The following is a 25,142-nucleotide window of genomic DNA, read 5'->3' as shown; positions in this document are numbered from 1 at the left end:
AAACAGACTTATCTTCCGAGGGCGTGGCGCAAGCCGCGCCCTCTGCATTTCCACCGCTCGCAACCCGCGACAGTGTCGCCATTCGACAACTCCCGCGCTCTGGCGTAACAGTCGGATCATGACCGAACCTGCTTCCGAACGCCTGCTGTCCCCCTTCGCGACCGGCCTTGCCTGCAAGTGCCCGCGCTGTGGCGAAGGACCGCTGTTCCAGGGCTTCCTGAAGCCGGTGAGTAAGTGCGAAAGCTGTGGCCTCGACCTCACCTTCGCCGCTGAAACTGAAGGCCCGGCGGTCTTCATCATCCTCCTCGTCGGCTTCGTCATCGTCGGCGCCGCTGCCACGGTTGAGGCGCTGTTCCATCCGCCGCCGTTCGTCCACCTCCTGCTCTGGCTTCCGAGCGTGGTGATCCTTGCCCTCGCTTTGATGCGCCCGCTCAAGGCGACCATGATCGCCATCCAGTACCGCCATCAAGCCGAAGAAGGCCGTGTCGATGGCTGACAGCAGTCCGGTGCCGCAACAGAGCCGCGGCTGGCGGCTGTGGGCGTTTGTCGTCTTCATGCTTTTGCTGATGGGGCTCTTCGTCGTCCTTGGTGCCTGGCAGGTTGAGCGGCTCGGCGAAAAAGAGCGGCTGATTGCCAGCGTCGCTGCGCGTGCGGACCTTCCGCCGATCTCGCTGCCGCCGGTCGCGGAGTGGGGCGCCTTTGATCCGGAGTCGTTCGACTTTCGCGCCGTTACCCTCACCGGAGAGTGGTTGCCGCAGCAGACGGTTCTTGTCTTTACTAGCCTCGATGAGCCAAAGGGCCAGCGCTCGGGCCCGGGCTACTGGGTGATGACGCCGCTGACGCTGAGCAGCGGCGGCACCGTCTACGTCAATCGCGGTTACATCCCCCAGGAATCCGCAGCAGCCTTCGCCACCGGTGGCACTGTGGCGAACGGAGAGGTTACGCTCACCGGCATTGCTCGCCTTCCGGAGGCCATCGGCGCCTTCACGCCCGCTCCCGATGCCGCCCATCGCATCGACTACGTCCGCAACCCGTTACGCCTCCACAGCTTCGACCGCACGCTCGCCGGCCCCATCGCGCCGATCTATGTTGATCTGCCTGCCGGTGACGCGGGTGCCCTGCCGCAGGGTGGAGAGACCGTCATGGAGTTCCCCAACAATCACCTGGGCTATGCCATGACCTGGTTCGGCTTTGCCCTCCTGGTGCCGCCTTTGCTGATCCTTTGGGTGCGCCGGCAACGGCCGGTTTCACCTAAGCCATGAAACTTGCGGCGCGGCCTCAGTTTCACTAGGGTGCGCGCCATTCCCACACGAGCATGCGCAGCAGGCATGCCTTAGCGAAACGGGGCATCCCCTCAATGCAGTTTGTATCGACGCGCGGCGGGGCGGCCGTGCTTGGTTTCTCAGACGCAATCCTCGCCGGACTCGCGACCGATGGCGGGCTCTACGTGCCCCAGACCTGGCCCCGGCTCACCCATGCGGAGATCGCAGGCTACGCCAATCGCCCCTATGCCGAAGTCGCCTTCGACATCATCTCGCGCTTCGTTGACGGCGAAATCCCCGATGCCGAACTGAAGCTGATCATCGACCAGGCCTACGCGACCTTCCGGCACCCCTCGGTCGCCCCGCTGGTGGAGATCGCTCCCGGTCACTTCATCATGGAACTGTTCCATGGCCCGACGCTCGCCTTCAAGGACGTCGCCATGCAGTTCCTCGCCCGGGTGATGGATCATATCCTCGCCAAGCGGCAGGCTCGCGCCACCATCGTCGGCGCCACCTCCGGCGACACCGGCTCGGCCGCCATCGAAGCCTTCCGCGGCCGTGCAGCCACGGACATATTCATTCTGCACCCTGAAGGCCGCACCTCAGAAGTGCAGCGCCGTCAGATGACCACCGTGCTCGATGACAACGTCCACAACATCGCCATCCGTGGCACGTTCGACGACTGCCAGAACATCGTCAAAGCCCTGTTCAACAACCAGCGCTTCCGCGAAACGACGCAACTCTCTGGCGTCAACTCCATCAACTGGGGCCGGATCGTCGCGCAGATCGTGTATTATTTTACTGCCGCAGTGTCGCTAGGCGCCCCCGGCCGCGAGGTGACCTTCGCCGTCCCCACCGGCAATTTCGGCGATATCTTTGCCGGCTTCTGCGCCGAGCGGATGGGCCTCCCCATCAAGACCCTCGCCATCGCCACCAACTCCAACGACATCCTCGCTCGCACGCTCGAAACCGGCCGTTACGAGACAGGCACCGTCTCGCCGACGATCAGCCCGTCCATGGACATCCAGGTCTCGTCCAACTTCGAGCGTCTGCTGTTTGAGTCGGTCGGCCGCAATGCTGAAACTGTGAGGGGCCTGATGGACAGCCTCAAGCAATCCGGCAGCTTCACCGTCCCCGCCGCCGGACTTGCCGCCATCCGCGAGCGCTTCGTCGCCGATCGTGCCAACGAGGCCGAGACCTCGGCGACCATCGCTGCGACCAAGAAGAACTCCGACTACCTGCTGGATCCACATAGCGCTGTCGGTGTCCACGTGGCCCAGCCGCTGCTGGGTGGCGCCGCGCCAGTCATCACCCTCGCCACCGCCCATCCGGCCAAGTTCCCCGCTGCCGTCAAGGCGGCCTCAGGGATTGAACCGGCCCTGCCATCGTGGTTGTCTGACCTTTACACTCGGCGCGAGCGGTTTACCGTGCTGAACAATGATCAAGGTGAAGTGGAAAACTTCATCTCGGCCCGTACGCGGGTCCTGGAGGAGCCGAAGTGACGGTCAAGAGTACAACGCTCGACAATGGAATGACCGTTCTCACCGACGACATGCCCCACCTCGAAAGCGCCTCCCTTGGCATCTGGGTCAAGGCCGGGTCGCGCAGCGAAACCGAAGCCGAGCACGGCATCTCCCATATGCTCGAGCACATGGCGTTCAAGGGCACCACCACCCGCAACGCCCTCGAAATTGCCGAAACCATCGAAAATGTCGGCGGCGACCTAAATGCCGCGACCTCCGTCGAGCACACCGGTTATTTCGCCCGTGTGCTCAAGGAAGACGTCGGCCTTGCCGCCGATATCCTATCCGACATCCTGCAGAACTCGCAGTTCGAGCAGTCTGAACTCGATCGCGAGCAGCAGGTCATCGTCCAGGAAATCGGCGCCGCCCGCGACAATCCCGATGATCATGTCTTCGATCTGTTCCAGCAGGCGGCGTTCCCGCAGCAGGCCATCGGCCGCACCATTCTGGGTACCGTTGAATCGGTGAACGCCTTCAAGCCCGACAGCATCCGCGCCTATATGGATCGCAACTATGTCGGCGACCACATGGTGCTCTGCGCCGCCGGCAATGTCGATCACGACGCGCTGGTCGATATCGCCAATAACCGCTTCCATTCCCTCCGCCCCACCGGCGCTCCGGCGCCGGAAAAGGCCGCTTACGTCGGCGGCGAGCAGCGCCTCGTCTCCGACCACGAGCAGGCCCACATCGTCTTGGGCATGGAAGGCCGTGCCTACAACGCCGATGGGTTCTACGCCGTCCAGATCCTTGCTTCCATTCTCGGCGGCGGCATGAGCTCGCGGTTGTTTCAGGAAGTGCGCGAAAAGCGCGGCCTCTGCTATTCGGTCTATGCCTTCCACTGGGCGTTCGCCGATTCAGGAATTTTCGGCGTCGCGGCCTCGACAGGCGAGGCGGAGGTCACAGACCTGATCCCGGTCGTGCTCGACGAGTTGCGCAAGGCCACCGAAAACATCACCGATGAAGAAGTGATCCGCGTTCGCAACCAGATCCGCGCGGGCCTCCTCATGTCGCTCGAAAGCCCAAGCTCGCGTGCCGGGCAGCTCGCCCGCCAGCAGGTGCTCTGGGGCCGACCGATCCCGCTTCTGGAAACGGTTGAGCGCATCAATCGTGTCACCGCCGATCGGGTCAAGCAGGTGGCGCGCCAGATTTTTGAAGCCGGCGAGGTCTCGCTCGCTGGCATCGGCCCTGTCTCCAACCTCCCGGACTACAAGACCATAGCGGCACAACTGAAGAACTGAGGTGGCGGCAGAAGCCGGTCTCATCCGATGATGCTTTCCTGGTTCTCCCGCGATGATACCCCGGTGCTGGTGGGTCCGCGCCTGATGCTGAGGGCGCCTCGCGCTGCCGACTATCAAGCCTGGCGCAATCTACGCCGTGTCAGCCGCGATTTCCTCAAGCCGTTTGAACCGCGCTGGAGCGAGTCTGATCTGGCCGCCGATGTCTACAAGGCCCGCCTCAAACGCAGCCGCGAAGAAGTGAAGGCCGGCACCGACTATTCGTTCTTCCTGTTCTTGCACTCCGAGCGTGGCGATGAACTGGTTGGCGGCATCACGCTCTCCAACATCCGGCGTCGCGCCGCCCAGTTTGTCAGCCTCGGCTACTGGATGGGCAAGCCCTATGCCGGCAAGGGCTATATGAGCGAAGCCGTCGGGCAAGTGGTGCCATTCTGCTTTGATTCCCTTGGGCTCCACCGCATCCACGCGGCGTTCCTCCCCGACAATATCGCCAGTCGCCGCGTCCTTGAAAAAAACGGATTCCGGGAAGAGGGCTACGCTGAGAATTATTTGCAGATCGACGGCAAGTGGGCCGACCACGTGCTGTTCAGCCTGACGCGCGAGCGCTATGAAGGTACCCATAGGCTTGGCAGGCCGTGAGCGCTTGTCGTCAGCGGGAAACCCCGATACCTACTCTCCCCAATATTGACCGCGGCAGGACCAATTTTCAGCTAATGCGCCACATCATACGGATCGCGATGTGCCTGGCGTATGTGCTGGCTGGAACACTCGGGGCGCACGCCTTCGACGTGATCACCGCGCCTGAGGACGTCAACGCCGTCAACCTGACCGGCGCCATCGATGTGCTGCCGGGCGAGGGCGGCAAGATCCAGCTCTCCACCGCCGCCGGTGAAGACGGCATCATCCGCCGCATCGAAGTGCTCGCCTCCGAAGGCGGCACCAACCCCAACTGGGCGCTGTTTGCGCTGCGCAACGATTCCGACGTTCAGCTCGAGCGTTTGCTCGTCGCGCCGTTCTTCCGCCTGCCGGGCTCCGGTGTCTTCCGCCCGGATCTCGGCAACGAGCGCATCAAGATCCTCACCCCCAGTGCCGGCTTGAGGCCGACCCGCCTCACCGACCGCGAGGCGGACGTCTTCGAGGTGGTGATCGACCCCGGCGCTACGGTCACCTTCATTGCTGAACTCTCGAGCGGGCAGCTGCCCGAGCTCTATCTGTGGAAGCCCGACGCCTACCGCGACTACGTGAATTCGTTCACCCTGTTCCGCGGCACCGTGCTCGGTGTCTCCGCCCTGGCAGCAGTGTTCCTGACCATCATGTTCGTGGTGCGCGGCCGCGGCATCTTCCCGGCCACCGCCGCCTTCTCTTGGGCCGTGCTGACCTATCTGCTGGTCGATTTCGGCGTTCTTGGCCCCTTGCTGGGCATTTCCAACGGCGCCATGCAGCCGTTCCGGGCGGCCGCGGAGGCGGCCATCGCCACGACTCTGTTCGGATTCCTGTTTATCTATTTGAACCTGCATCGCTGGCATTTGCGCTTCATCCACCTGGCGCTGGCGCTCGTGGTGGTGTTCCTCGCGCTGTTCGGCTTTGCCTTCTTCCAACCCTCGATCGCCGCCACTGTCGCACGCCTCGTTCTGGCGCTGCTCGGCATCACCGGCTTCTTCCTCATCCTGCTGCTCGGCCTGCGAGGCTACGACCGCGCCGTGCTGCTGGTCCCCACCTGGATCATCTATATCGCCTGGCTGTTCTATGCCTGGCTGGTCGTCACCGGTCAGGTCTCCAACGACGTTGCCCAGTCCGCCGTCGCCGGTGGCCTGGTGCTGGTTGTGATGCTCCTGGGCTTTACCTCGGTGCAGCACGCCTTCTCTGAAGGGCAGGTCTCGATCGGCACCCTCTCTGAAGTTGAGCGCCGCGCGCTGGCTCTTACGGGCTCAGGCGATTTCGTCTTCGACTGGAACATCGAGCGCGACCGCGTCTCGGTCTCCGATGAACTCGGTACCCGCCTTGGGGAGCGCCGTGGCGCGCTCAAGGGCTCGATCAAGCGCTGGCTCGATCGCGTCGCCCCCGAGGATCGCGACCGCTTCCGCACCGCCTTCGATACCCTCGTCGAACTGCGCCGCGGCAAGGTCTCGGCCGATGTGCGGCTCACTGCCCATGACGGCAGCTTCCGCACGTTCCGCATGCGCGTCAAACCGGTGCTCGGCGGCGATGGTCAGGTCAACCGCATTGTCGGCACCCTGCAAGACGTCAACGAAGACCGCGCAAGTCGTGAACGTCTGTTGCACGATGCTGTCCACGACAGCCTGACGGGGCTCCCCAACAAGGAGCTCTTCCTCGACCGCCTGGAGCGCGCGCTGGTGCGTGCCCGCCTGCCCAACGGCACCAAGCCGGCGGTGTTCCTCATCGATATCGATCGGTTCATGGAGCTCGAAGAGCGCGTCGGCCACTCCGCCGCCGATTCCGTGCTGCTGGCGATCTCGCGCCGCATTGCCCGCATCATGCGCCCGCTTGATACCGTCGCCCGGCTTGGCGGTGACCAGTTCGGCGTCATCCTCGGCTCCGAGCAGGCGGCCGGCAAGATCGCCGAGACTGCCGAGCAGATCCGGAAGGCGCTGAAGTCGCCGTTCAACTTCGGCGAACGCGACCTGTCGCTCACCGCTTCGATCGGCGTCACCATCTACGACGGCAATCCCGTCGGAGCGGCTGAAGTGCTGCGCGATGCCGAACTTGCCATGTACTATGCCAAGCGCCTCGGCGGCGATCGCATCGAAGCCTTCCGCGCCTCCGCTCGCTCCATCGCTGCCTATTCCAAGGCCAGCGAGGAGGATCTCGATCGTGGTCTTCGCCATGGTGAGCTGGCCGTGCTGTTCCAGCCGATCATGGATATCCACGCCGGCACCATCGCGGGCTGCGAGGCCCTGATGCGCTGGAACCACCCGCAGCGCGGCGTCGTTCCGCCGGAAGAATTCATTCCTCTCGCAGAGCGCACCGGCCTCATCGAGCGGCTGGGCCGCGTCGCCTTCGAACAGGCCGCAGGGCAGGCGCGTGAATGGGCCACCTCGCTGCCGTTGCCCGAGGATTTCTTCGTCTCGGTCAACCTCTCGCCCAGCCAGCTCGCGACCGAAACCCTGCTCAATGACCTCCGCGCGCTGGTCAACGACCACCGCCAGGTCGCGCGGCATTTGAAGCTCGAGATCACCGAGAGCCAGGTGATGAGCAACCCGGAGCACTCCGCCTATGTGCTCAACGCGCTGAAGGCGCTTGGCCTCCGGCTGGCGCTCGACGATTTCGGCACCGGCCACTCCTCGCTCAGCTACCTGCACCGCTTCCCGTTCGACACCATCAAGATCCCCGCGCCCTTCGTGCAACTGAGCGAAGAGAGCGGCATCGCACACACCCAGGTGCCGATCATCCGCGCGATCCTCACGCTCGCCAGCGAACTCGACCTGTCGGTGATCGCCGAAGGCGTCGAGACCATCGAGGAAATCGAGCGCCTCCAGCAACTCGGCTGCCAGTACGCCCAAGGCTTCGCCTTCGGCGCCGCCATGACCGGCGCCGACCTCGGCAAGCGGCTGGCAACACAGTTCAACGCGAAATAGCTGCCGGGCTCAGGCTCGCATGGCAGCGGCGGGCGGGAAACGGCCGTTGGGGTCTGTCGGGTTAGAGACCTGACTATAGTGGCTCAGGTGCATTTCGAACCTGCCCATGCCCTTTGACATGGCGCGCAGCGAATTGACGTAGCCGAACATGTTCGCGAGCGGCACTTCCGCCACGACAGTCTGAGTGAGCCCGTCCCGCTGCGTCGCCAGTATCATGCCGCGACGTGAGTTCAGATCGCCGATGACGTCACCGAAATAGTCTTCCGAGGTGAGAACCTCAACCCGCATGATCGGCTCGAGGATCTTCGGAGCAGCCTTCTGGATGGCTTCGCGGAAACCCGCACGACCAGCGATTTCGAAGGCGAGAACCGAGGAGTCGACGTCGTGGTAGGCGCCGTCCGTCAGCGTGAACTTCACGTCGACAATCGGGAACCCGATCAGCGGGCCGGAGCCCATGACCGAAGCAACACCCTTTTCGACACCCAGCACGTATTCCTTGGGAACGCCCACCACTTCCGATGTGAACGAGAAGCCGGCACCCGGCTCAAGGGGCTCAATACGGAACTTGATACGGGCGAACTGACCCGAACCACCGGACTGCTTCTTGTGCGTATAGTCGTGCTCGACCATCCGAGTAATCGCTTCACGGTATGCCACCTGCGGCTCACCGATATTAGCGTCCAAATTGAACTCGCCGCGCATGCGGTCGACGATGATGTCGAGGTGCAATTCGCTCAGGCCCGAGATGATCGTCTGGCCAGACTCTTCGTCGGTCTTGACGCGGAAATACGAATCCTCAGCAGCAAGACGCGCCAGCGCCAGGCCCATCTTTTCCTGGTCCGCCTTAGACTTCGGCTCAACGGCGATGTCGATAACCGGCTCACCCATGCCCGGCGGTCGCGCTCAGCGTCGCTCGCGTGATGCCCAGCCGTGCAAGCGCCGCGTCATAGCGGCTTTCAATGGGGAGCCCGAACAGCAATTCGCGCGAGAACGGCACCGTCAGCCAGCCATTGCCGCTGATTTCGTTTTCGAGCTGCCCCGGGCTCCAGCCGCAATAGCCGAGCGCGAATAGCGCCTCGTGCGGCCCGCCCTCGAAAGCCATGGCCTTGAGGATATCGAGCGTCGCGGTAAGGCAGATATCCTCGTTGACCGCGTAGGAATTGGTCTCGTTGAAATAGTCGTTCGAGTGCAGAACGAAGCCGCGGCTCTTCTGCACCGGCCCGCCACGCAGCACCTCGCGGTTCTTGATCGTGTCGGGCAAGCGGATGATGTCGTCCTTTTCGCCCAGCTCCAGCTCTTCGAGCACGTCGGCGAAATGCATATCTTCGAGGCTCTGGTTCACCACCAGCCCCATGGCGCCCTCGTCGCTGTGGCCCACGAGGTAAATCACCGTCTCATGGAACCGCTCGTCGCCCATTTCGGGCATGGCGACAAGAAACTGACCTCTGAGCGAATCCATGGGCATAACTCCAGCGCCGGCGCGGGCTGGCTGGTCCTTGAGGGCAAGCTCTGGCCGGATGACCAATAGTGTAGTCCCGCAAACCCGCTTCTGCCTAGCCGGGGTTCACGAACTCCTGATGCGCCTTCCCATCCGATCCCCGCTCCGCTATCGCGGTGGCATGCGCACCGCCCTTGCCCTCGCTCTCGTCGCCCTTTCGAGCCCCATCCTCGCCGCCGAAACCCCGTGGCAGAATGTGTCCCCTGGCGTCCGGCTGCGGCTCATCGCCGACAATGTGCGAGCGCCAGATGGCACAACGCTCATCGGGCTCGAAGTCGATATGCCCGCCGACCACAAGACCTATTGGCGCGTTCCCGGCGAAACCGGCATTCCCACCGAGCTCGATCTTGCCGGCTCCTCCGGCATCGGCGCACACCAGATGATCTGGCCGTTTCCAACACGCGACGAAACGGGCGGCTACACCGATTTTGTCTATTACGGCCCCACCGTCCTACCGGTCCGTGTGTCACTCTCCGGCGATGCCGCCGATCTCAAGGCCGCAGTCGTGATGGGCGTCTGTTCCGATATCTGCCTGCCGGTGCAGGCCACCTTCGAACTGCCGCTCGATTTCGTCCGTCCGTCGCGCGGGCAGGGGGTCCGCCTCGCCCAGGCCGTGGCGCTCGCCCCTCTGGCATGGGACAAATCCACACCTCCGGTGGCTGATGTCAGCTTCGACCCCGCCGCCAGGGCGCTAAACGTGCAACTGACGGATCCCTCGATCGATCCGGCCTCGCTGATCGCTGTGGGGCAGGGCGGCGCCGCGCTCTTTGGTGCGCCGCAAAAAAGCCCCGATACAAACCTAGTCCTCCTCCCGCTGCTGGGGGGCGACGCCGGCAACTCTCTTGTTGGCATGCCGGTGGATTTCACCTTCATGACCGATCGCGGAGCGTTTACAGTCACCCACCAGATTGCGGCAGCCGGGTCGACGCCTGCGCCGCAGTGATCTATGGTCCGGCGCCCGAAGGGGGCAATTTGGTGTAAACTGTCGAGGAGACGTACCAGCATGATCAAGTCAGGCGACAAGATCCCGTCTGTCCCCATCAAGCTGGTTGCCGCCGATGGAACCACCGATACCACGGCCGATGTCGCACTGGGCGATGGGCTGGTGGTGTTCTTCGGCGTTCCGGGCGCTTTCACCCCCACCTGCGATACCAGCCACCTGCCTGGCTTTGTGGCCAACGGCCGCAAGTTTGCCGATCTCGGCGTCAAGCATGTGATCTGCGGCACCGTCAACGATCACCATGTGGTTCGGGCTTGGGGCGAGCGGTCCGATGCGTTCGGCACTGTCGATTTCATCGCCGATTCCCACGCCGCACTTGCCGATGCCATGGGCCTCAGCAAGCAGATGGGTGACCTGGGCAAGCGCTTCTGCCGTTTCGCCATGATCATCGAAAACGGCATCGTTAAAGAAATCTACGTACAGGATGTGGCAGGAGTAACCGTCAGCGGAGCCCCCGCTATCCTGATGGCACTACAGTCGTCGCGCGTCAGCGCGTGAGGGAGACGATGATGACCATGCACAGTTTGTCCAACGCCGCGCCGGCCGTCCGGCTTGCAGCGATCAGCGCCCTGGCGCTGGCACTCTCCGCCTGCTCGATGGGTTCGATGTTCGCGCCCGCCGCCAGCAATACTGCGACCCTGCAGGACGCCAGCCCGGCGCAGCAGGATGTTGTCGCCGGCAGCACCACCGCACTCCCCGCCATCGCCACCGAATGCCCGCCGATCAAGGTGAAGCTTGGTGGCGAAGCGCTGTTCTATTATGGCAAGGGGCGCGTCGGGAATGCACGCGACCTGAACTACCAGGCCGTCATCGACAAGCAGTCCCGCAACTGCGTCGTCTCCAATGGCTTGATCACCGTCAAGATGGGCGTTGTCGGCCGCGTCCTGCTCGGCCCTGCCGGCTCGCAGGCCAGCGTTGATATCCCGATCCGCTTCTCGGTCGAGCGCGATGACGTCGCCATGTTTTCCCAGAAATACGACATCCCGGTCGCCATCAACCCGCAGACCCAGACTGCCGATTTCGTTAAGGTCGTCGAAAACGTCGCCATCCCGTACACCGGCGGCGAAAACATCATCATCTATGTCGGCTTCGACGGCTGATCGACGTCTTCAAACCCTGTTGAGCCCAGCCCGGCCGCATTGACTCTTTGCTCCGAACACGGCTTATCTGCTGGTGACTGCGGGAGAGACGGGTGAAAGCCCGGCGCCGAAGGAGCAACCGCCCCGGAAACTCTCAGGCAAACGGACCGCAGCCGCACTGAACTCTGGAAAGCAGGCCCAGGTCGCGCCCACAAGGCAACACCCAGGATCAGGCCTCACCGAAGGAGCAACTCGTCCATAGGCGGCGAGGAAATCTCTCAGGTTACCGGACAGAGGGGGCACGAACGCGAGAGCATCCGCTCGCGCGTAGTGTCGTCAACCCTTGGTGCTCAATGGCAGATGTTCCGGCAGCCGACCTCAAGACCGTCATTCTCAATGACCGCCACATCGCGCTCGGCGGGCGCATGGTGCCGTTTGGCGGCTACTCGCTTCCGGTGCAATATCCCACCGGCATCATCGCCGAGCACAAGTGGTGCCGCGAGCACGCCGGCCTGTTCGATGTCTCCCATATGGGCCCGAGCTTTCTCGTCCTTGACCAGAAGTCGGGCGATGGCGAAGCCGATCACACAGCCGTCGCCGCTCTCGTCGAGTCGCTCTGCTGCGGTGATATCCGGGGCCTGAAGCCCGGCCAGATCCGCTACACCCTGCTGCTCAACGAATCCGGCGGCACCTATGACGACCTGATGATCGCCCGGCCCGCGGCCGAAGGCTGGGGCGGCGCCCTCTATATCGTCGTCAACGCCGGCACCAAGGACGCCGATTTCCACCGCATCGCCAACGCAGCGGCCGGCAAGGCCACGCTCAACCGCTCCGACCATTGCGCGCTGCTGGCGCTGCAAGGCCCTGAGGCAGTAGACGTCATGCGCGCCATCGTCCCCGAGGCGGCTGAACTCGGCTTTATGCACTATGGCTCGTTCGCCTGGCGCGAAACCAAGCTGGTGATCTCCCGCTCCGGCTATACCGGCGAGGATGGCTTTGAAATCCTTGTCGATCCCGACCATGCCGACGCCTTCTTCGATACCCTGTTGATCGACGAGCGCGTCAAGCCGATCGGCCTTGGCGCCCGCGACTCCCTCCGCCTCGAAGCCGGGCTGCCGCTTTACGGCCACGACCTCGACGAGACCATCTCGCCGGTCGAGGCCGGTCTCAACTTCGCCATTTCCAAGCGCCGCCGCGAAGCCGCCGATTTCCCCGGCGCCCCGCGCATCCTCCACGAACTCGCCAACAAGCCCAACCGTATCCGCGTCGGGCTGACCGTAGAGGGCGCCCCGGCGCGCGAAGGCGCCGATATCACAGATGCCTATGGCGCCGTTATCGGCCAGGTCACCTCGGGTGGTTTCGCCCCGTCCCTGAGCCGGGCCATTGCTCTGGGCTTCGTACCCCCGGCCTATGCTGCCCCCGGCACCAAGCTCCAGGTTCTCGTTCGCGGCCGTGCCCAGGCCGCCGAAGTCGTCCCCACCCCCTTCGTCCCCCACCGCTACGTCCGGAAGGCCTCCTGATGACCACCAAATTCACCAAGGACCACGAGTACATCACTGCTGACGGCACGGTCGGCATCACGCCCTATGCCCAGGAGCAACTGGGCGACATCGTCTTCGTCGAACTCCCCAAGGTCGGCCAGAAGCTCAAGCAGGGCGATGAGGCCGCGGTGGTCGAATCCGTGAAAGCCGCCTCCGAAATCTACTCCCCCGCCTCCGGCACCGTCACCGCCGTCAACGACGCGCTCTCGGGCGAACCCGGCCTCATCAACACCGCCCCCGAAACCGACGGCTGGATCTTCAAACTCGCCCTCGACGCACCGTCCGAGCTCGACGGGCTGATGGATGCTGCGGCTTATGCGGCCATAACGGTCTGATGCCTTTGACAAGGCCCTCTCACCCGGCGTTGCGCGCCGACCTCTCCCCCAAGGGAGAGGTACGATGGGGCCAAATCGTGCCGCCGCACCACCTCTCCCTCCGGGGGACAGGTCGGATTGCCTAGCAATCCGGGTGAGGGGGCCTTCCTCTCTTTCTAGCGAGAACACCTGACCCATGCGCTATCTCCCCCATTCCGATCATGAGCGCGCCGAAATGCTCGCCGTCATCGGCGCCAAGACTGCCGAAGAGCTGTTCGCCCGAGTGCCGAAATCGGCGCTCCTGACCAAATCCGTCGACCTGCCGCCCCACGCGCCCGAATACCTTGTTGAAGCGCAGATGCGTGCGCTGGCCGGGCGCAACCACGCCGCGGGCGATGGTCCGTTCTTCATCGGCGCCGGCGCCTATCGGCATCACGTGCCGGCGAGCGTCGATCACCTGATCCAGCGGTCGGAATGGCTCACTGCCTACACGCCCTATCAGCCGGAGGTCTCCCAGGGGACGCTCCAGATGCTGTTCGAGTTCCAGACCCAGGTCGCGCACCTCACCGGCATGGATGTCGCCAACGCCTCGATGTATGACGGCTCGACCGGCACTGCCGAGGCCGTGCTGATGGCCCGCCGGGTCACCCGGCGCAACCGCATCATCCTCTCGGGCGGCCTTCACCCGCACTATCGCGACGTGGTCCGCACCTATCTCGGCGATGGCCCCGACCTCGTCATCATGCCAGCCTCGCCAGAAGGGCAGGGCGATATCCTCAACCAGATCGACGGCGATACAGCCGCCATCGTCGTCCAGACGCCCGATTTCTACGGCCACCTGCGCAACATCAAAGCCGCCGCCGATGCCGCCCACGCCGCCGGCGCGCTGCTGATCGTCGTCGTCACCGAGATCGTCTCGCTCGGCCTGATCGAAGCCCCCGGTACGCTGGGCGCCGATATCGTCGTCGCCGAGGGCCAGTCGATCGGCAACTCGCTCAACTTCGGCGGCCCCTATGTCGGGCTGTTTGCCACCCGCAAGGATCTGGTGCGCCAGATGCCAGGCCGCCTCTGCGGCGAAACCGTCGATGCCGATGGCAATCGCGGCTTCGTCCTCACGCTGTCGACCCGCGAGCAGCATATCCGGCGCGAAAAAGCGACCTCCAACATCTGCACCAATGCCGGCTTGTGTGCGCTGGCCTTCTCCATCCACATGTCGCTGCTGGGCGAGGCGGGGCTCAAAAAGCTCGCGCGCCTCAACCACGCCAATGCCGTCAAGCTGGCGCGGATGCTGGGCACAGTCCCCGGCGTCGAATTGCTCAACAAGAGCTTTTTCAACGAGATGACCATCCGCCTGCCGGTCCCCGCCGCGCCGGTGATTGATCTCCTCGCCCGCGCCGATGTGCTGGCCGGCCTGCCCGTCAGCCGGCTCGAACCGGATAACCCAGCCTGCGCCAACCTGATCGTCCTCGCGGCGACAGAACTCACCACCGACAGCGACATCGCCATGCTGGCCGAGTGCCTCCATGCCGCCTTGAGCGAGGACGTCCAATGAGCATGAACAATCAGGGCCGCCCCACCGGCACCGGCACCTCCGGCTTCGCCTCTACCTCGGGCTCGTCGCTCTTGCCCAATGAGCCACTGCTGTTCGAGATCGGCGACACCGAGCATTCCGGGGTGGACCTGCCGGATGTGACGATCACCTCCGAGTTCCTCGGTGGCCACGAGCGGAAGTCTGACATCGATCTCGCCGGCCTCACCGAGCCCGAGGCGATGCGCCACTATGTGCGCCTCTCGCGTCTCAACTACTCGATCGATAGCGGCATGTATCCGCTCGGCTCGTGCACCATGAAGCACAACCCGCGGCTCAACGAGAAGATGGCGCGCCTGCCGGGCTTCGCCGATATCCACCCGCTGCAGCCGGTCTCGACCGTGCAGGGCGCGCTGGAATTGATGAGCCAGCTCGGCCACTGGCTGATGACCCTCACCAACACTGCCGCGGTCGCTCTGACTCCCAAGGCCGGTGCCCACGGCGAAATGTGCGGCATGATGGCCATCCGCGCCGCCCAGGAAGCGGCAGGGCAGGGGCATCGCAAGGTGGTGCTGGTGCCCGAAAGTGCCCACGGCACCAACCCGGCAACCGCCGCCTTCCTTGGCTACTCGGTCAAGTCCATCCCGGCCCGCGCTGATGGCACCGTCGATGTCGAGGCGGTCAAATCCGCGCTCGGCCCCGACGTCGCCGCCATCATGCTGACCAACCCCAATACCTGCGGCCTGTTCGAGCCGGAGGTGATCGAGATCGCCGCCGCCGTTCACGCTGCCGGCGCGTTCTTTTACTGCGATGGTGCCAATTTCAACGCCATCATGGGCGTCGTCCGGCCCGGCGACCTCGGCATCGATGCCATGCACATCAACCTCCACAAAACCTTCTCCACCCCGCACGGCGGCGGCGGTCCCGGCGCCGGTCCGGTGGTCCTTTCCGAGGCCCTCGCGCCCTTCGCGCCTGTGCCGTTCGTGCGCAAGGGTGAACTTGTCGAGCACGCCGAGGGCCAGCACCTCGGCCGCATCACTGCCTTCAATGGCCAGATGGGCATGTATGTCCGCGCCCTCACCTACATGCTGAGCCATGGCGGCGACGGCCTCGCCCAGGCGGCAAAGGATGCGGTGCTCAACGCCAACTACGTCAAGGCGCGGCTGCAGCACATCTTCTCCGTGCCGTTCCCCGGCCAGCCCTGCATGCACGAGGCGCTGTTTGACGATAGCTTCCTCGAAGGCACCCATGTGACGACGCTGGATTTCGCCAAGGCCATGATCGATGAGGGCTTCCACCCCATGACCATGTATTTCCCGCTCGTGGTCCACGGCGCCATGCTGATCGAGCCCACCGAGAGTGAAAGCAAGCAGACCCTCGACCATTTCTGCGATGTGATGCTGGAACTCGCAACCGACGCCAAGGCCGGCAATTCCGCCCGCTTCACCTCGGCTCCCACCAAGGCCCCCCGTCGTCGCCTCGACGAAACCCGCGCCGCCCGCTCGCCGATCCTCAAGTGGGAACGGCCGGTGGCGCTGCCTCAGGCAGCGGAGTAGGGGTCAGGCAGATTTGGCCATACCGAGTGCCGTGGTGGTGGATTTCGCCATCACCTCGGCGACAAACCGTCCCAGCAGCGCGTTGAACGCCTCCGGCTGGTCCCAGAACGGCGCGTGTCCAGTATCGGGGATGATGTGGCATACGCCGCCCCATAAGGTGCTGTAGCGCAGCCCGGCAATATAGCTCAGCCGGGCAACCGGTTCGGCAGAGCCATTGACCATTGCCACCGGGACCTGCGCCTCTTCCACGGCCCGTTTCTGGTCAAATACAGCGCCATTCATCAGGCTGTTGGACACCTCGCGGCGCAGGCGTCCATCCGCACGACGGATGGATGCGAGGAACTTTGGCTCGCCTTGGCCGTGGTAGCACATCTCGTAAAACCGCTGCGCGTCGCGCTCGGTAAAGTGCACCTTGGCCGCCAGCAGGAGGTCGAGATTGGCCTGAAAGGCCTTCAGCATGCCCACGGCACCCGGGCTGACCGGCGGCGCCCCCACGACCATCAGCCCTGCAACGCCTGAGTGCCGGGCCATCAGCTCAATCCCGATATGGCCGCCAAGCGACCATCCCAGCACGCCAAACCGTGCGATAGACTTGCGCGACATCACCTCGGCTACGGTGTCGGCGAGCGCATCGACCCCGTACTGACCGGGCGCCGCAGCATCACTCGATTCCCCATGTCCGGGCAGATCGATGGCGACAAGACGGTAGCGGTTGGCGAGCGGGCTATCGAACTGCTTGGCAAAGACCTCCCGCGAGGCCCCCGATCCGTGCAGCATCAGCAACGGCTCGCCCGGCCCGTCGCTTTCGCTCAGGCGGATCGCCGCGCTGCGCGTCTGAACCGTACTGTGATGGATAGCCATTGCCGGGCCGTTCTTTTGGATCAGCCCGAATTCTGCCTGACAGTCACTACGTCCACGTCAACCAGAACGGTGAAGCAAAGCTAAAATCAACATGGTGCTTTTCTGGCGGATAGGCTGGCTGGTGTCCGTTAGTCCCTTGTGGCGGCACCCGCCCTTCCGTAGCGTGTCAGCCATCAGGGGCTAAGTCGCGGGGGGACATGGATCTGGTACTCGACATTATCGTGAGCGTGGTCAGCCTCGCTGTCGTGGCGCAATATAGCTGGGCGCTGAAGGCCCACTTCAACTCGCCGAAAATGCCACTCGGCACCGTGTTGATCTCGGTGGTCGTGGCAGCGACGACGCTGCTGGATATCGTGCTGCTATGGGCTGGGCCTCAGCCCCCCGCTGCGACACTGGTCGGGCTGATCCTGCAAGGCTTCTCACTCTGGCTCTTTTGGGCCGCGATACGGGCCTCGCGCGCTGCGCGGCTCAAGATGGCTTTTGATGTCCAGAACCCACACGCCCTCGTTACTGGCGGGCCTTACCGCTACCTGCGGCATCCCTTTTACACATCCTACCTGATCTTCTGGATTGGTCTCGCCATCGCCACCTGGTCTCTCCTCGCCCTCCCGCCCCTCTTCGTCATTGCCGCGATCTACGTCGCCGCGGCACTGGGGGAGGAGCGCAAGTTCGCGCGCACTGCCATGTCTGCCGAATACGCCGCCTACCGGGAGCGTACAGGCTTCTTCTGGCCACGCCTTCGGGTGTGATGGAGGGCTGCGCGTCAGCTCACGTCGTGCCCAAAAACGAAAATGCCCGCTTTCGCGGGCATCAATTCGCTATTGCTGGAACGTGAGCTCAGTTGAGCCGCGCTGCCACGTCCTTGATGGCCTGTTCGACGAGTACGTCGCCCTTGGCTTCCATCTGCTTGGTCAGCAGCACGCGGGCGGCCTCCACCGCGAGATCGGCCGACTTGGCCCGAACCTCGGCGACGGCCTGGGCTTCCGCCTGGGCGATCTTTTCGGTCACGGCCTTTTCACGGCGCGCGATCATCGTTTCGATCGACGTCTTCGCGTCAGCCGTGAGCCGGAAGGCTTCTTCACGCGCGGCATCGACGATGCTCTGCGCTTCCTTCTCGGCCTCGTCGCGGCGACGGGCATAGTCCTCGAGCAGCGCCTTGGCTTCGGCGCGCAGCGCCTCGGCTTCGCTGAGATCGGTTTCGATCTTCTTGATCCGCTCATCGAGCAGCTTGGTGACCATCTTGGGGATGCCGAAATACACGGCGATCCCGATGAAGATGACCAGCGCAATGGTCGCCCAGATGGTCGCGCCTGTCGTGGCGTCGGCTCCAAAGCTCCACATCGGCCTTACTCCTTGCTAACCGCCGTCACCGCATCCCGCGCTTCTTTAGCGGTAACGGTGCCGGAGATCTTGGCGACCAGCGCCTGTGCGGTTTCAGCGGCGATATCGCCGACATTGGCAAGCGCTGCGTCCTTGGTGGCAAGGATGCGGGCTTCCGCGTCTGCCATGCGCTTGCCGAGCTGGGCTTCGACATCCGCGCGGCGGTTGTCGATATCGAGCTTGATCGAAGCGCGGGTTTCTTCGGCGATGCCGTGGGCGTTCTTGCGGGCTTCGGCCAGCGCCGCCTCATAGGCAGCTGCGGCCTTCTCGGTTTCCTGGCGGAGCCGTTCGGCTTCCTTCAGGTCGCCTTCAATGCGCGTACGGCGGGTCTCGAGGATCGAACCGATGCGCGGCAGCGCCATACGGCTCATCACGATGTACAGAGCACCGAATGCGATCGCCAGCCACAACAACTGGCTGCCGAACGTTGACGGGTCGAACGGCGGAAACACCTCGGAATGTTCTTCCGTGGTGGCGTGCGTCTCAGTCGTACCTGCAGCCGTATGTTCAGCTGCCGGTGCCATGACTTCGCCTTCCTGCAGGGCGTCGCCCGATGCAGTCTCTGCCACGACAATGATGTTTTGGGCCAAACCCGCCATCTCGAAACCCTTTGTGACCGGCGGCTCCGGATAGCACCCGGAGCCCCCATTCAGTCAATTCTGGCTAACCGTCCGAACGGCCGCCGTCGCGAAATCAGACTGCGAACAGCAGCAGGAGCGCGATCAGGAACGAGAAAATGCCGAGAGCTTCGGTCACGGCAAACCCGAAAATCAGGTTACCGAACTGGCCCTGGGCCGCGGCCGGGTTGCGCAGGGCGCCCGACAGGAAGCTGCCGAAGATGTTGCCCACGCCGATAGCTGCGCCGGCCATGCCGACTGCCGCGATACCTGCACCGATAAACTTAGCTGCTTGTGGATCCATTATAGTCTGCTCCTTTTTGGGACCGATTGACGACGCTTGCCGTCGTCTCACTGTGAACCGGCCGATTAATGCGACGGATGGATCGCATCATTGATGTACATCGAGGTCAGCACCGCAAACACGTAAGCCTGCAGGGCCGCCACGAGGAATTCGAGCGCCGTGATCGCCACCGTCATCACCAGCGGCAGCAGGGCCCCCAGCCAACCAAGGAAGCCGAGGCCGCCCAGCGTCACGATGAACCCGGCAAACACCTTGAGGGTGATGTGACCGGCGAGAATATTGGCGAACAGACGAACCGAGAGTGAAATCGGGCGCGAGAGGAACGAAACCACCTCGATCGGCACCACGATGGGCAGCACGTAAGCCGGCACGCCCGAGGGAACGAAGAGCTTGAGGAACTTGAAGCCGTTCTTCCAGAACCCGTAGATGATGACCGTCGCGAACACCAGGATCGCGAGAGCGAACGTCACGATGATGTGGCTGGTCGCCGTAAAGAAGAACGGGATCATGCCGAACATGTTGGCCACGAGCACGAACATGAACAGTGAGAACACGAACGGGAAGAACTTCATCCCGGCCTTGCCCGCCGAGTCCGATACCATCTTGGCGACAAACTCGTAGAGCATTTCGGAGATCAACTGGGTGCGGTTCGGAACCAGGCTGCGTTTCTGCGTGGAGAGCAGCAGATACGCCGCAATCACACCAACCGTCGCCACCATGAACAGTGCCGAGTTGGTGAAGGACACACCGCCTTCGCCGAATGAGACGAGATTGGTAATCTGGAACTGGTGGATCGGGTCGACTTTATTCGGATCGGCCAACTTGGTTCCCTTTAGGCTCTCGCCTTCACTCGTCTTCTTTGTCGTCCGGCACGCGCATCGCGGCCGTGGGCGGTGGAGCCGCCCGGTTCATTTCGGCCGCGGAGCGCACCACGTTGAGCACGCCTGCCGCAAAACCGACCATAAGCATCACCAGCATGAGCCAGGGGCTGGTCTTCAGCCATTGATCGAGCAGGTAACCGATACCCGCGCCGACCAGGATGGCCGCAATGAATTCCGATCCAAGCCGCACACCGCGGCTCATCGCAGACATATCGCGGCTGCCCGACGCCGATTGCGCCGCTTCAGCCGCTTCTTCCTTGGCCCGCGCCTGCGCAATGCGCTTGGCAAGGTCCGAGGTCAGGGGCGCACCTTTGTCGTCACTCTGGATACGTCCGGTCTTGCGCGACGGCTTCATTGCGCTTCCCCTTCCGTCTCCGAGTCAGAACTTTAATGAGAGCCCCTCGAAGTCGCGCGCACCATAGTGTCACCCCAAAAGTGTGTCAAGGCTGGCTGCGGCGTTTTAAGTCTTTGATATATATGCGCTTTCTAGTCTTCGCCACAGGTGTGACATTCAGTCATGCGCCGGACCGCCCTCGACACTGCAGGATTCTCCCATCTATCGCCATGGCTTAGCCGCGAAGTTGCGCTTGCAGAGGCCTTCAGCTCGCCTGCCGCACCGCCGCTTCGGCAGTGCTGAGGTCCACCGACACCAGCTGGCTGACCCCGCGTTCTGCCATCGTCACCCCGAACAACCGGTCCACCCGTGCCATGGTGATCGGGTTGTGGGTAATCACCAGGAACCGCGTTTCAGTCCGCTCCGTCATCGTGTCGAGGAGGTTGCAGAACCGCTCCACATTGGCGTCATCGAGCGGTGCATCCACCTCGTCCAGCACACAGATCGGCGCCGGGTTGGTGAGGAACACCGCAAAGATCAGGCTCATCGCCGTCAGCGCCTGCTCGCCGCCCGAAAGCAGCGTCATTGTCGTCGGCTTTTTCCCTGGCGGCCGGGCGATGATCTCAAGCCCGGCCTCCAGTGGATCGTCGCTCTCGACGAACTGCAGTTCCGCCGTGCCGCCGCCAAACAGCGACGTGAACAACTCCTGGAAATAGCCGTTCACCTTTTCGAACGCCTCCGAGAGCCGCGCGCGTCCCTCCTTGTTCAGCGCCTGGATACCGCCCCGCAGCTTGGCGATCGCCGCAATCAGGTCGTCGCGATCCTTGACCATCAGGTCGAGCTTTTCGCGCACCTCCTCGGATTCCTTTTCGGCCCCGAGGTTCACTCCACCCAGCCGCTCGCGTTCTGCCTTCAGCCGATCGACCTGCGCCTCGACCTGCGCTTCCTGCGGCAGCGCATGCTCGGGCCGGATTCCCGCCGCCTGCGCGGTATGCGCTGCATCGATATTGAGCGTCTCGATCACTTGCCGCTCGATCTGGTGCCGCTGCGCCACGAGCCCCTTGATCCGCTCTTCGACGCGGGCCGCTTCCGCGCGGAACCCGAAGAGCGCATCCGCAGCGAGCCGCTGTGCCTTGTCGGCATCGCGATGCCGCGTCTCGGCAGCGCTGAGCGTATCGGTGGTCTCCTTGTGCGCCGCGCGCGCCTCGGCAATCTGCCCATCGAGCGCCTCGCGCCGCGCCGCAAACTGCTCAGGGGTCGCGTCGAACGTCTTGATCTGCTCGGCAATCTCGGCGGCGCGCGCACCAAGCGTCGCAAGCTGGCTCGCCGCCCCATCCCGCCGCCGCTGCCAGGCGGCACGGTCATTGGCGATCTGCCCCAGCCGCGCGGTGCGCATCCGCGCCGTCGCCTCAAAGCTCGCCAGTTGCACGCGCACCTGGTCCGCCTGTTGCCGTAGCGTGCTCAGTGCTGATTGCCGCGCCGCAGCAAGCGCTGCCGCCTCGCTTTCGTCGCCCGCCTCGGCCAGCAACCGCGCAGCTTCAGTCGCGCCTGCCACTGCCTCTGCAAGCGCCGCATCGAGCCGCGTCTTCGCATCGACCAGTGCCGTTTGCCGCGCCGCCAACTCGCCGATGGCGCGCTGCGCCCGGTCGACTTCGCCCTGCGCCGCGCCAATCTCACGCTGCGCCGTCCGCCAGGCTTCGCGCATCTGCCGCTCCGCCGCTCGTGCTGTTTCGAGCGCCGCCGCAAGCCCTGCCGCATCGGCCCGCCGCGCATTGTGCTTGGCCCGCGCTTCGCCCACCTCGGCTTCAAGCTCCGCGAGGCGGTTGCGCTGCGCCAGCCGCTCTGCTGCCGCCGTCGGTGCATCGGCCGCCGCGACGAGGCCGTCCCAGCGCCACAACCCGCCGGCCTTACTCACCAGCCGCTGTCCGGGCTTGAGTTCTGCCACCAGCCGCGCCGCATCCGTCGCCTCGATCAGCCCAATCTGCTCGAGCCGCCGCGTCAGCAGCGCGCTGCCCGACACCACCTCAGACAATGGCCGGGCACCCGCCGGCAGGGTAGGGTCGCCGCTCCCGTCAACCGCACCGGCCCAATGGATCGGCGCCCCGGCATCCGAGGACGCTTCAAGGTCATCCCCCAGCGCTGCCCCCAGCGCCGTCTCGTATCCGGGCGACACCTTCAATTGGTCCACAACCGCCGGCCATTTGCTGGCCCCGCCATGGTTGAGCACGCGCGACAACGTCTGCGCCTCACCTTCCAGCCGGTTCAGCGCCGCTTCGATCTGCTGCAGTTCCGGCCGCACCGCGTCCGCTGCAAGCTGCGCCGCAACCGCCGCCGCTTCGGCCTCAACCGCCCGCGCTTCTGCCGCCCCGGCCCGCGTCTGCGCTGCCTCAAGTTCGGCACGCTTGCCGCTCAACGTCGCGTCGGCAGCAAGCTTCCGCGCCACGTCCGCCGCTTCGCGCACCACATCGGCAACCTGTGCTTCAAGCCGGCTCACCCGGCCGCGGGCCTCGGTGACTCCCCGTTCTGCCGCCGCCCGCCGCGCGCGCACCTGCGCCAGTGCATCACCGGAAACCCGGGCCTCGGCCTCGGCCTTGGCCACCTCAGCCTGCACCGCCTCAACCGCGCGCCGCGCCGTCTCGAACGCCTGCGCTTCTCCGGCCGCTTCCGCTTCCAGCCGCACGCGCTCGTCCGCCGCTGCCTTCAGCGCCTCATCGCCCTCACCGACCAACTGCCGCTCGCGCATCGCGTCGGCCTCGATTTGCTTCAGCCGCTCGGCCAGTTCCCGCTGCCGCGCCGCCGCACGTTTGGCCTCATCGTCGAGCTGTTCGGCAAGGATCGTTAGCCGCTGCAGCACCGCTCCTGCCGCCGCTTCCCTGTCGCGCAAGGGTTGCAACGCCTGGTTTGCCAGTAACACGACCTTTTGCGCCTCAAGCTCTACATGCTGCGCATCGGCAAGGTCGCGGATTAGCTTGGCCTGCGCCGCCTCGGCATCCTTTTCGGCAAACCGCGCCGCGATCCAGCGGATATGGAACAGCGTTGCCTCGGCCTTGCGGATATCACTCGACAGCGCCCGATACCGGATCGCCAGCCGCGCCTGCCGCTTCAGCGTTTCGAGCTGCTGCTCCACCTGCGCAATGATGTCATCGACCCGTTCGAGGTTCTGCTCGGCAGCCCTCAGCCGCAGCTCCGCCTCATGCCGCCGCGAGTGCAGCCCGGAAATTCCGGCTGCTTCTTCGAGCAGCGCGCGCCGCTGCTGCGGCTTGGCGGCAATCAGCTCGCCAATCTGCCCCTGCCGCACCAGCGCAGGCGAATGCGCGCCCGTCGAGGCATCGGCAAACAGCAGTTGCACATCGCGCGCCCGCACCTCGCGGCCATTGACGCGATAGACCGAGCCCGCCTCCCGCTCGATTCGGCGGGTGACTTCCAGCACATCGGCTGTGTTGAGCGGGGCAGGGGCGGTGCGGTCCGAATTGTCCAGCACCAGCGTTACTTCGGCAGTATTGCGCGCCGGCCGGCTGCCCGAGCCGGCAAAGATCACGTCATCCATGCCCGAGGCACGCATCGCTTTATACGAGCTTTCGCCCATCACCCAGCGCAGCGCTTCAACGAGGTTGGATTTGCCGCAACCATTCGGCCCGACCACGCCAGAAAGACCGGGCTCCAGGAAGAGCTCGGTCGCATCGGAGAATGATTTGAAGCCGTGAAGTTTGAGGCGCGTGAATTTCATCGCGCGCCTCGTCTAAAGGCGGTCGTCTTAAGCGAGCAGCGGATCGATTTCGGCTTTGAGGGCCTCAAGCGAGCTTTCCCCGGTCAGCATCTTGCCGTTGATATAGAACGTCGGCGTGCCCTGCAGCTTGAATTCGTCCAGCGCCTGGTCACGTACCTTTTCCAAAGACGCGAACAGCGTCTGATTCTTCAAGGCCGCATCATAGGTTTCCTTGGTGAAACCGAGCTGCTGGGCAATTGCAAAGATCGCGTCATTGGGCGTCTGCGACGCCGCCCACTGGTCCTGCGTCTTGAAGAAGGTGGCGACGACCTCGTGGTACTTTGCCTCGCCAGCGGCTTCCGCCAGCATGAACACCACCGCATCGAGCACATTGCGCATGAACGGGCGCGGGATGAACTTGATCTTGCTGTTGTCGATGTACGCTGCCTTGAGCTGCGGGAACACGTCGTTGGCAAACGCCGCGCAGTGCGGGCAGGTCGGCGACAGGTACTCGATGATCACCACCTTGGCGTCCGCGCCGCCTTCGAAATGGTCCTTGTAATCGCCGGCCGGCGTCAGGAGCTTGGCCACGTCAAACGTCGCGCCAGGTGCGGGCGCCGGCACCGCGCCTGCTGCCGGTGTGGCGGCGTCCTCGGCGATCGCCGTTTCCGGCTTGGCGACGAGGTAATAGGCAGTACCCGCAACGGCGACGAGCGCGGCAGCGCCAGTCCCCATGAGAATGTTGCGACGGTTGGCCATATGAGAAACTCCAGTGTCTTTGGTTGTCTGCCTATATCGGGATCACCATAGCCCCCGCAAGTTCAACCGCAGATGAACACTTTGCGAGCAGCCCCCTTCTCCCTCCCCAGTAGGGGGAGGGTCGGGGAGGAGGGGGAGGGTCGGGGAGGGGGGCCCCATCCGCAATAC

The 25,142-nt window shown here is 64.2% G+C and carries 23 protein-coding genes, 1 pseudogene and 1 riboswitch; of the genes and pseudogenes, 14 read left to right on the top strand and 10 right to left on the bottom strand.

The window, feature by feature from the left end; all coding sequences use genetic code 11:
- Positions 1-118 precede the first annotated feature (118 nt).
- From ACO06J_RS10845 to ACO06J_RS10820, 6 genes are all read left to right on the top strand, one after another.
- Positions 119-496, top strand: coding sequence for a DUF983 domain-containing protein (locus ACO06J_RS10845; protein WP_421760730.1), 378 nt, complete (start codon positions 119-121; stop codon positions 494-496).
- Positions 489-1,262 (top strand): SURF1 family protein, encoded by a 774-nt coding sequence (locus tag ACO06J_RS10840; protein WP_421760729.1) that lies wholly within the window; start codon positions 489-491, stop codon positions 1,260-1,262. Before ACO06J_RS10845 ends, ACO06J_RS10840 begins: the two co-directional genes overlap by 8 nt.
- A 95-nt stretch (positions 1,263-1,357) precedes the next feature.
- Positions 1,358-2,764 carry a threonine synthase gene (gene thrC / locus ACO06J_RS10835; RefSeq protein ID WP_421760728.1) on the top strand — a complete coding sequence of 469 codons (1,407 nt, stop codon included), beginning with the start codon at positions 1,358-1,360 and terminating at the stop codon, positions 2,762-2,764.
- Positions 2,761-4,023, top strand: coding sequence for a M16 family metallopeptidase (locus ACO06J_RS10830; protein WP_421760727.1), 1,263 nt, complete (start codon positions 2,761-2,763; stop codon positions 4,021-4,023). The genes thrC and ACO06J_RS10830 overlap by 4 nt, the downstream gene beginning before the upstream one ends.
- A 27-nt stretch (positions 4,024-4,050) precedes the next feature.
- Positions 4,051-4,659, top strand: a complete 609-nt coding sequence (locus tag ACO06J_RS10825) for a GNAT family N-acetyltransferase (protein WP_421760726.1) — start codon at positions 4,051-4,053, stop codon at positions 4,657-4,659.
- 74 nt (positions 4,660-4,733) lie between these two features.
- Positions 4,734-7,616 (top strand): EAL domain-containing protein, encoded by a 2,883-nt coding sequence (locus ACO06J_RS10820; protein ID WP_421760725.1) that lies wholly within the window; start codon positions 4,734-4,736, stop codon positions 7,614-7,616.
- A 9-nt stretch (positions 7,617-7,625) separates the two neighbouring features.
- On the opposite strand, the pseudogene fusA reads toward ACO06J_RS10820, so the two are convergent.
- Both fusA and ACO06J_RS10810 read right to left on the bottom strand, forming a co-directional pair.
- Positions 7,626-8,498, bottom strand: a pseudogene (fusA, locus tag ACO06J_RS10815) (elongation factor G); the annotation flags it as partial.
- The gene (locus tag ACO06J_RS10810; RefSeq protein WP_421760724.1) at positions 8,497-9,075 is read right to left on the bottom strand and encodes a YqgE/AlgH family protein; all 579 of its coding nucleotides are present in this window, start codon (positions 9,073-9,075) and stop codon (positions 8,497-8,499) included. The pseudogene fusA and the gene ACO06J_RS10810, both read right to left, overlap by 2 nt.
- Before the next feature lie 118 nt (positions 9,076-9,193).
- Between ACO06J_RS10810 and ACO06J_RS10805 the strand changes: the two genes are divergently transcribed.
- The 7 genes from ACO06J_RS10805 (at position 9,194) to gcvPB (ending at position 16,132) form a co-directional block, all read left to right on the top strand.
- On the top strand, positions 9,194-10,057 hold the full coding sequence (locus ACO06J_RS10805) for a protein-disulfide reductase DsbD domain-containing protein (RefSeq protein ID WP_421760723.1): 864 nt from the start codon (positions 9,194-9,196) through the stop codon (positions 10,055-10,057).
- Positions 10,058-10,117: 60 nt separating this feature from the next.
- On the top strand, positions 10,118-10,612 hold the full coding sequence (locus ACO06J_RS10800; protein ID WP_421760722.1) for a redoxin family protein: 495 nt from the start codon (positions 10,118-10,120) through the stop codon (positions 10,610-10,612).
- An 11-nt stretch (positions 10,613-10,623) separates the two neighbouring features.
- A complete protein-coding gene (locus ACO06J_RS10795; protein ID WP_421760721.1) occupies positions 10,624-11,214 on the top strand; it encodes a hypothetical protein in 591 nt (196 codons plus the stop codon).
- Between the two features lie 70 nt (positions 11,215-11,284).
- A riboswitch (glycine riboswitch) is annotated at positions 11,285-11,373 on the top strand.
- A gap of 173 nt (positions 11,374-11,546) precedes the next feature.
- The gene (gene gcvT, locus ACO06J_RS10790) at positions 11,547-12,713 is read left to right on the top strand and encodes a glycine cleavage system aminomethyltransferase GcvT (RefSeq protein WP_421760720.1); all 1,167 of its coding nucleotides are present in this window, start codon (positions 11,547-11,549) and stop codon (positions 12,711-12,713) included.
- On the top strand, positions 12,713-13,069 hold the full coding sequence (gene gcvH, locus ACO06J_RS10785; RefSeq protein WP_421760719.1) for a glycine cleavage system protein GcvH: 357 nt from the start codon (positions 12,713-12,715) through the stop codon (positions 13,067-13,069). The genes gcvT and gcvH overlap by 1 nt, the downstream gene beginning before the upstream one ends.
- Before the next feature lie 175 nt (positions 13,070-13,244).
- Positions 13,245-14,600, top strand: coding sequence for an aminomethyl-transferring glycine dehydrogenase subunit GcvPA (gcvPA, locus tag ACO06J_RS10780; protein WP_421760718.1), 1,356 nt, complete (start codon positions 13,245-13,247; stop codon positions 14,598-14,600).
- Entirely contained in the window at positions 14,597-16,132 is a 1,536-nt protein-coding gene (gene gcvPB / locus ACO06J_RS10775) for an aminomethyl-transferring glycine dehydrogenase subunit GcvPB (RefSeq protein ID WP_421760717.1), read from the top strand. The genes gcvPA and gcvPB overlap by 4 nt, the downstream gene beginning before the upstream one ends.
- A 3-nt stretch (positions 16,133-16,135) precedes the next feature.
- Here gcvPB and ACO06J_RS10770 read toward each other — a convergent pair whose 3' ends face one another.
- Entirely contained in the window at positions 16,136-16,993 is an 858-nt protein-coding gene (locus tag ACO06J_RS10770; RefSeq protein ID WP_421760716.1) for an alpha/beta fold hydrolase, read from the bottom strand.
- A 197-nt stretch (positions 16,994-17,190) separates the two neighbouring features.
- On the opposite strand from ACO06J_RS10770, the gene ACO06J_RS10765 reads away from it, so the two are divergent.
- Entirely contained in the window at positions 17,191-17,742 is a 552-nt protein-coding gene (locus ACO06J_RS10765; protein ID WP_421760715.1) for a methyltransferase family protein, read from the top strand.
- 88 nt (positions 17,743-17,830) lie between these two features.
- On the opposite strand, the gene ACO06J_RS10760 is transcribed toward ACO06J_RS10765, so the two are convergent.
- From ACO06J_RS10760 to ACO06J_RS10730, 7 genes are all read right to left on the bottom strand, one after another.
- On the bottom strand, positions 17,831-18,334 hold the full coding sequence (locus ACO06J_RS10760; RefSeq protein ID WP_421760714.1) for an ATP F0F1 synthase subunit B: 504 nt from the start codon (positions 18,332-18,334) through the stop codon (positions 17,831-17,833).
- Positions 18,335-18,339: 5 nt separating this feature from the next.
- Positions 18,340-18,972, bottom strand: coding sequence for a F0F1 ATP synthase subunit B (locus ACO06J_RS10755; protein ID WP_421760713.1), 633 nt, complete (start codon positions 18,970-18,972; stop codon positions 18,340-18,342).
- A 94-nt stretch (positions 18,973-19,066) separates the two neighbouring features.
- Positions 19,067-19,294, bottom strand: a complete 228-nt coding sequence (locus tag ACO06J_RS10750; RefSeq protein WP_421760712.1) for a F0F1 ATP synthase subunit C — start codon at positions 19,292-19,294, stop codon at positions 19,067-19,069.
- Between the two features lie 65 nt (positions 19,295-19,359).
- Positions 19,360-20,115 (bottom strand): F0F1 ATP synthase subunit A, encoded by a 756-nt coding sequence (locus ACO06J_RS10745; protein ID WP_421760711.1) that lies wholly within the window; start codon positions 20,113-20,115, stop codon positions 19,360-19,362.
- 25 nt (positions 20,116-20,140) lie between these two features.
- The gene (locus ACO06J_RS10740) at positions 20,141-20,530 is read right to left on the bottom strand and encodes an AtpZ/AtpI family protein (protein WP_421760710.1); all 390 of its coding nucleotides are present in this window, start codon (positions 20,528-20,530) and stop codon (positions 20,141-20,143) included.
- Between the two features lie 244 nt (positions 20,531-20,774).
- On the bottom strand, positions 20,775-24,236 hold the full coding sequence (locus ACO06J_RS10735; RefSeq protein WP_421760709.1) for an AAA family ATPase: 3,462 nt from the start codon (positions 24,234-24,236) through the stop codon (positions 20,775-20,777).
- Positions 24,237-24,263: 27 nt separating this feature from the next.
- On the bottom strand, positions 24,264-24,974 hold the full coding sequence (locus tag ACO06J_RS10730) for a DsbA family protein (RefSeq protein ID WP_421760708.1): 711 nt from the start codon (positions 24,972-24,974) through the stop codon (positions 24,264-24,266).
- Between the last annotated feature and the right edge of the window lie 168 nt (positions 24,975-25,142).

Origin of the sequence: Devosia sp., assembly GCF_965229025.1 — a bacterium.
Classification (GTDB): domain Bacteria; phylum Pseudomonadota; class Alphaproteobacteria; order Rhizobiales; family Devosiaceae; genus Devosia_A.
Note: the sequence above shows the minus strand (reverse complement) of the source record. Positions and strands in the feature narration are given on the sequence as shown.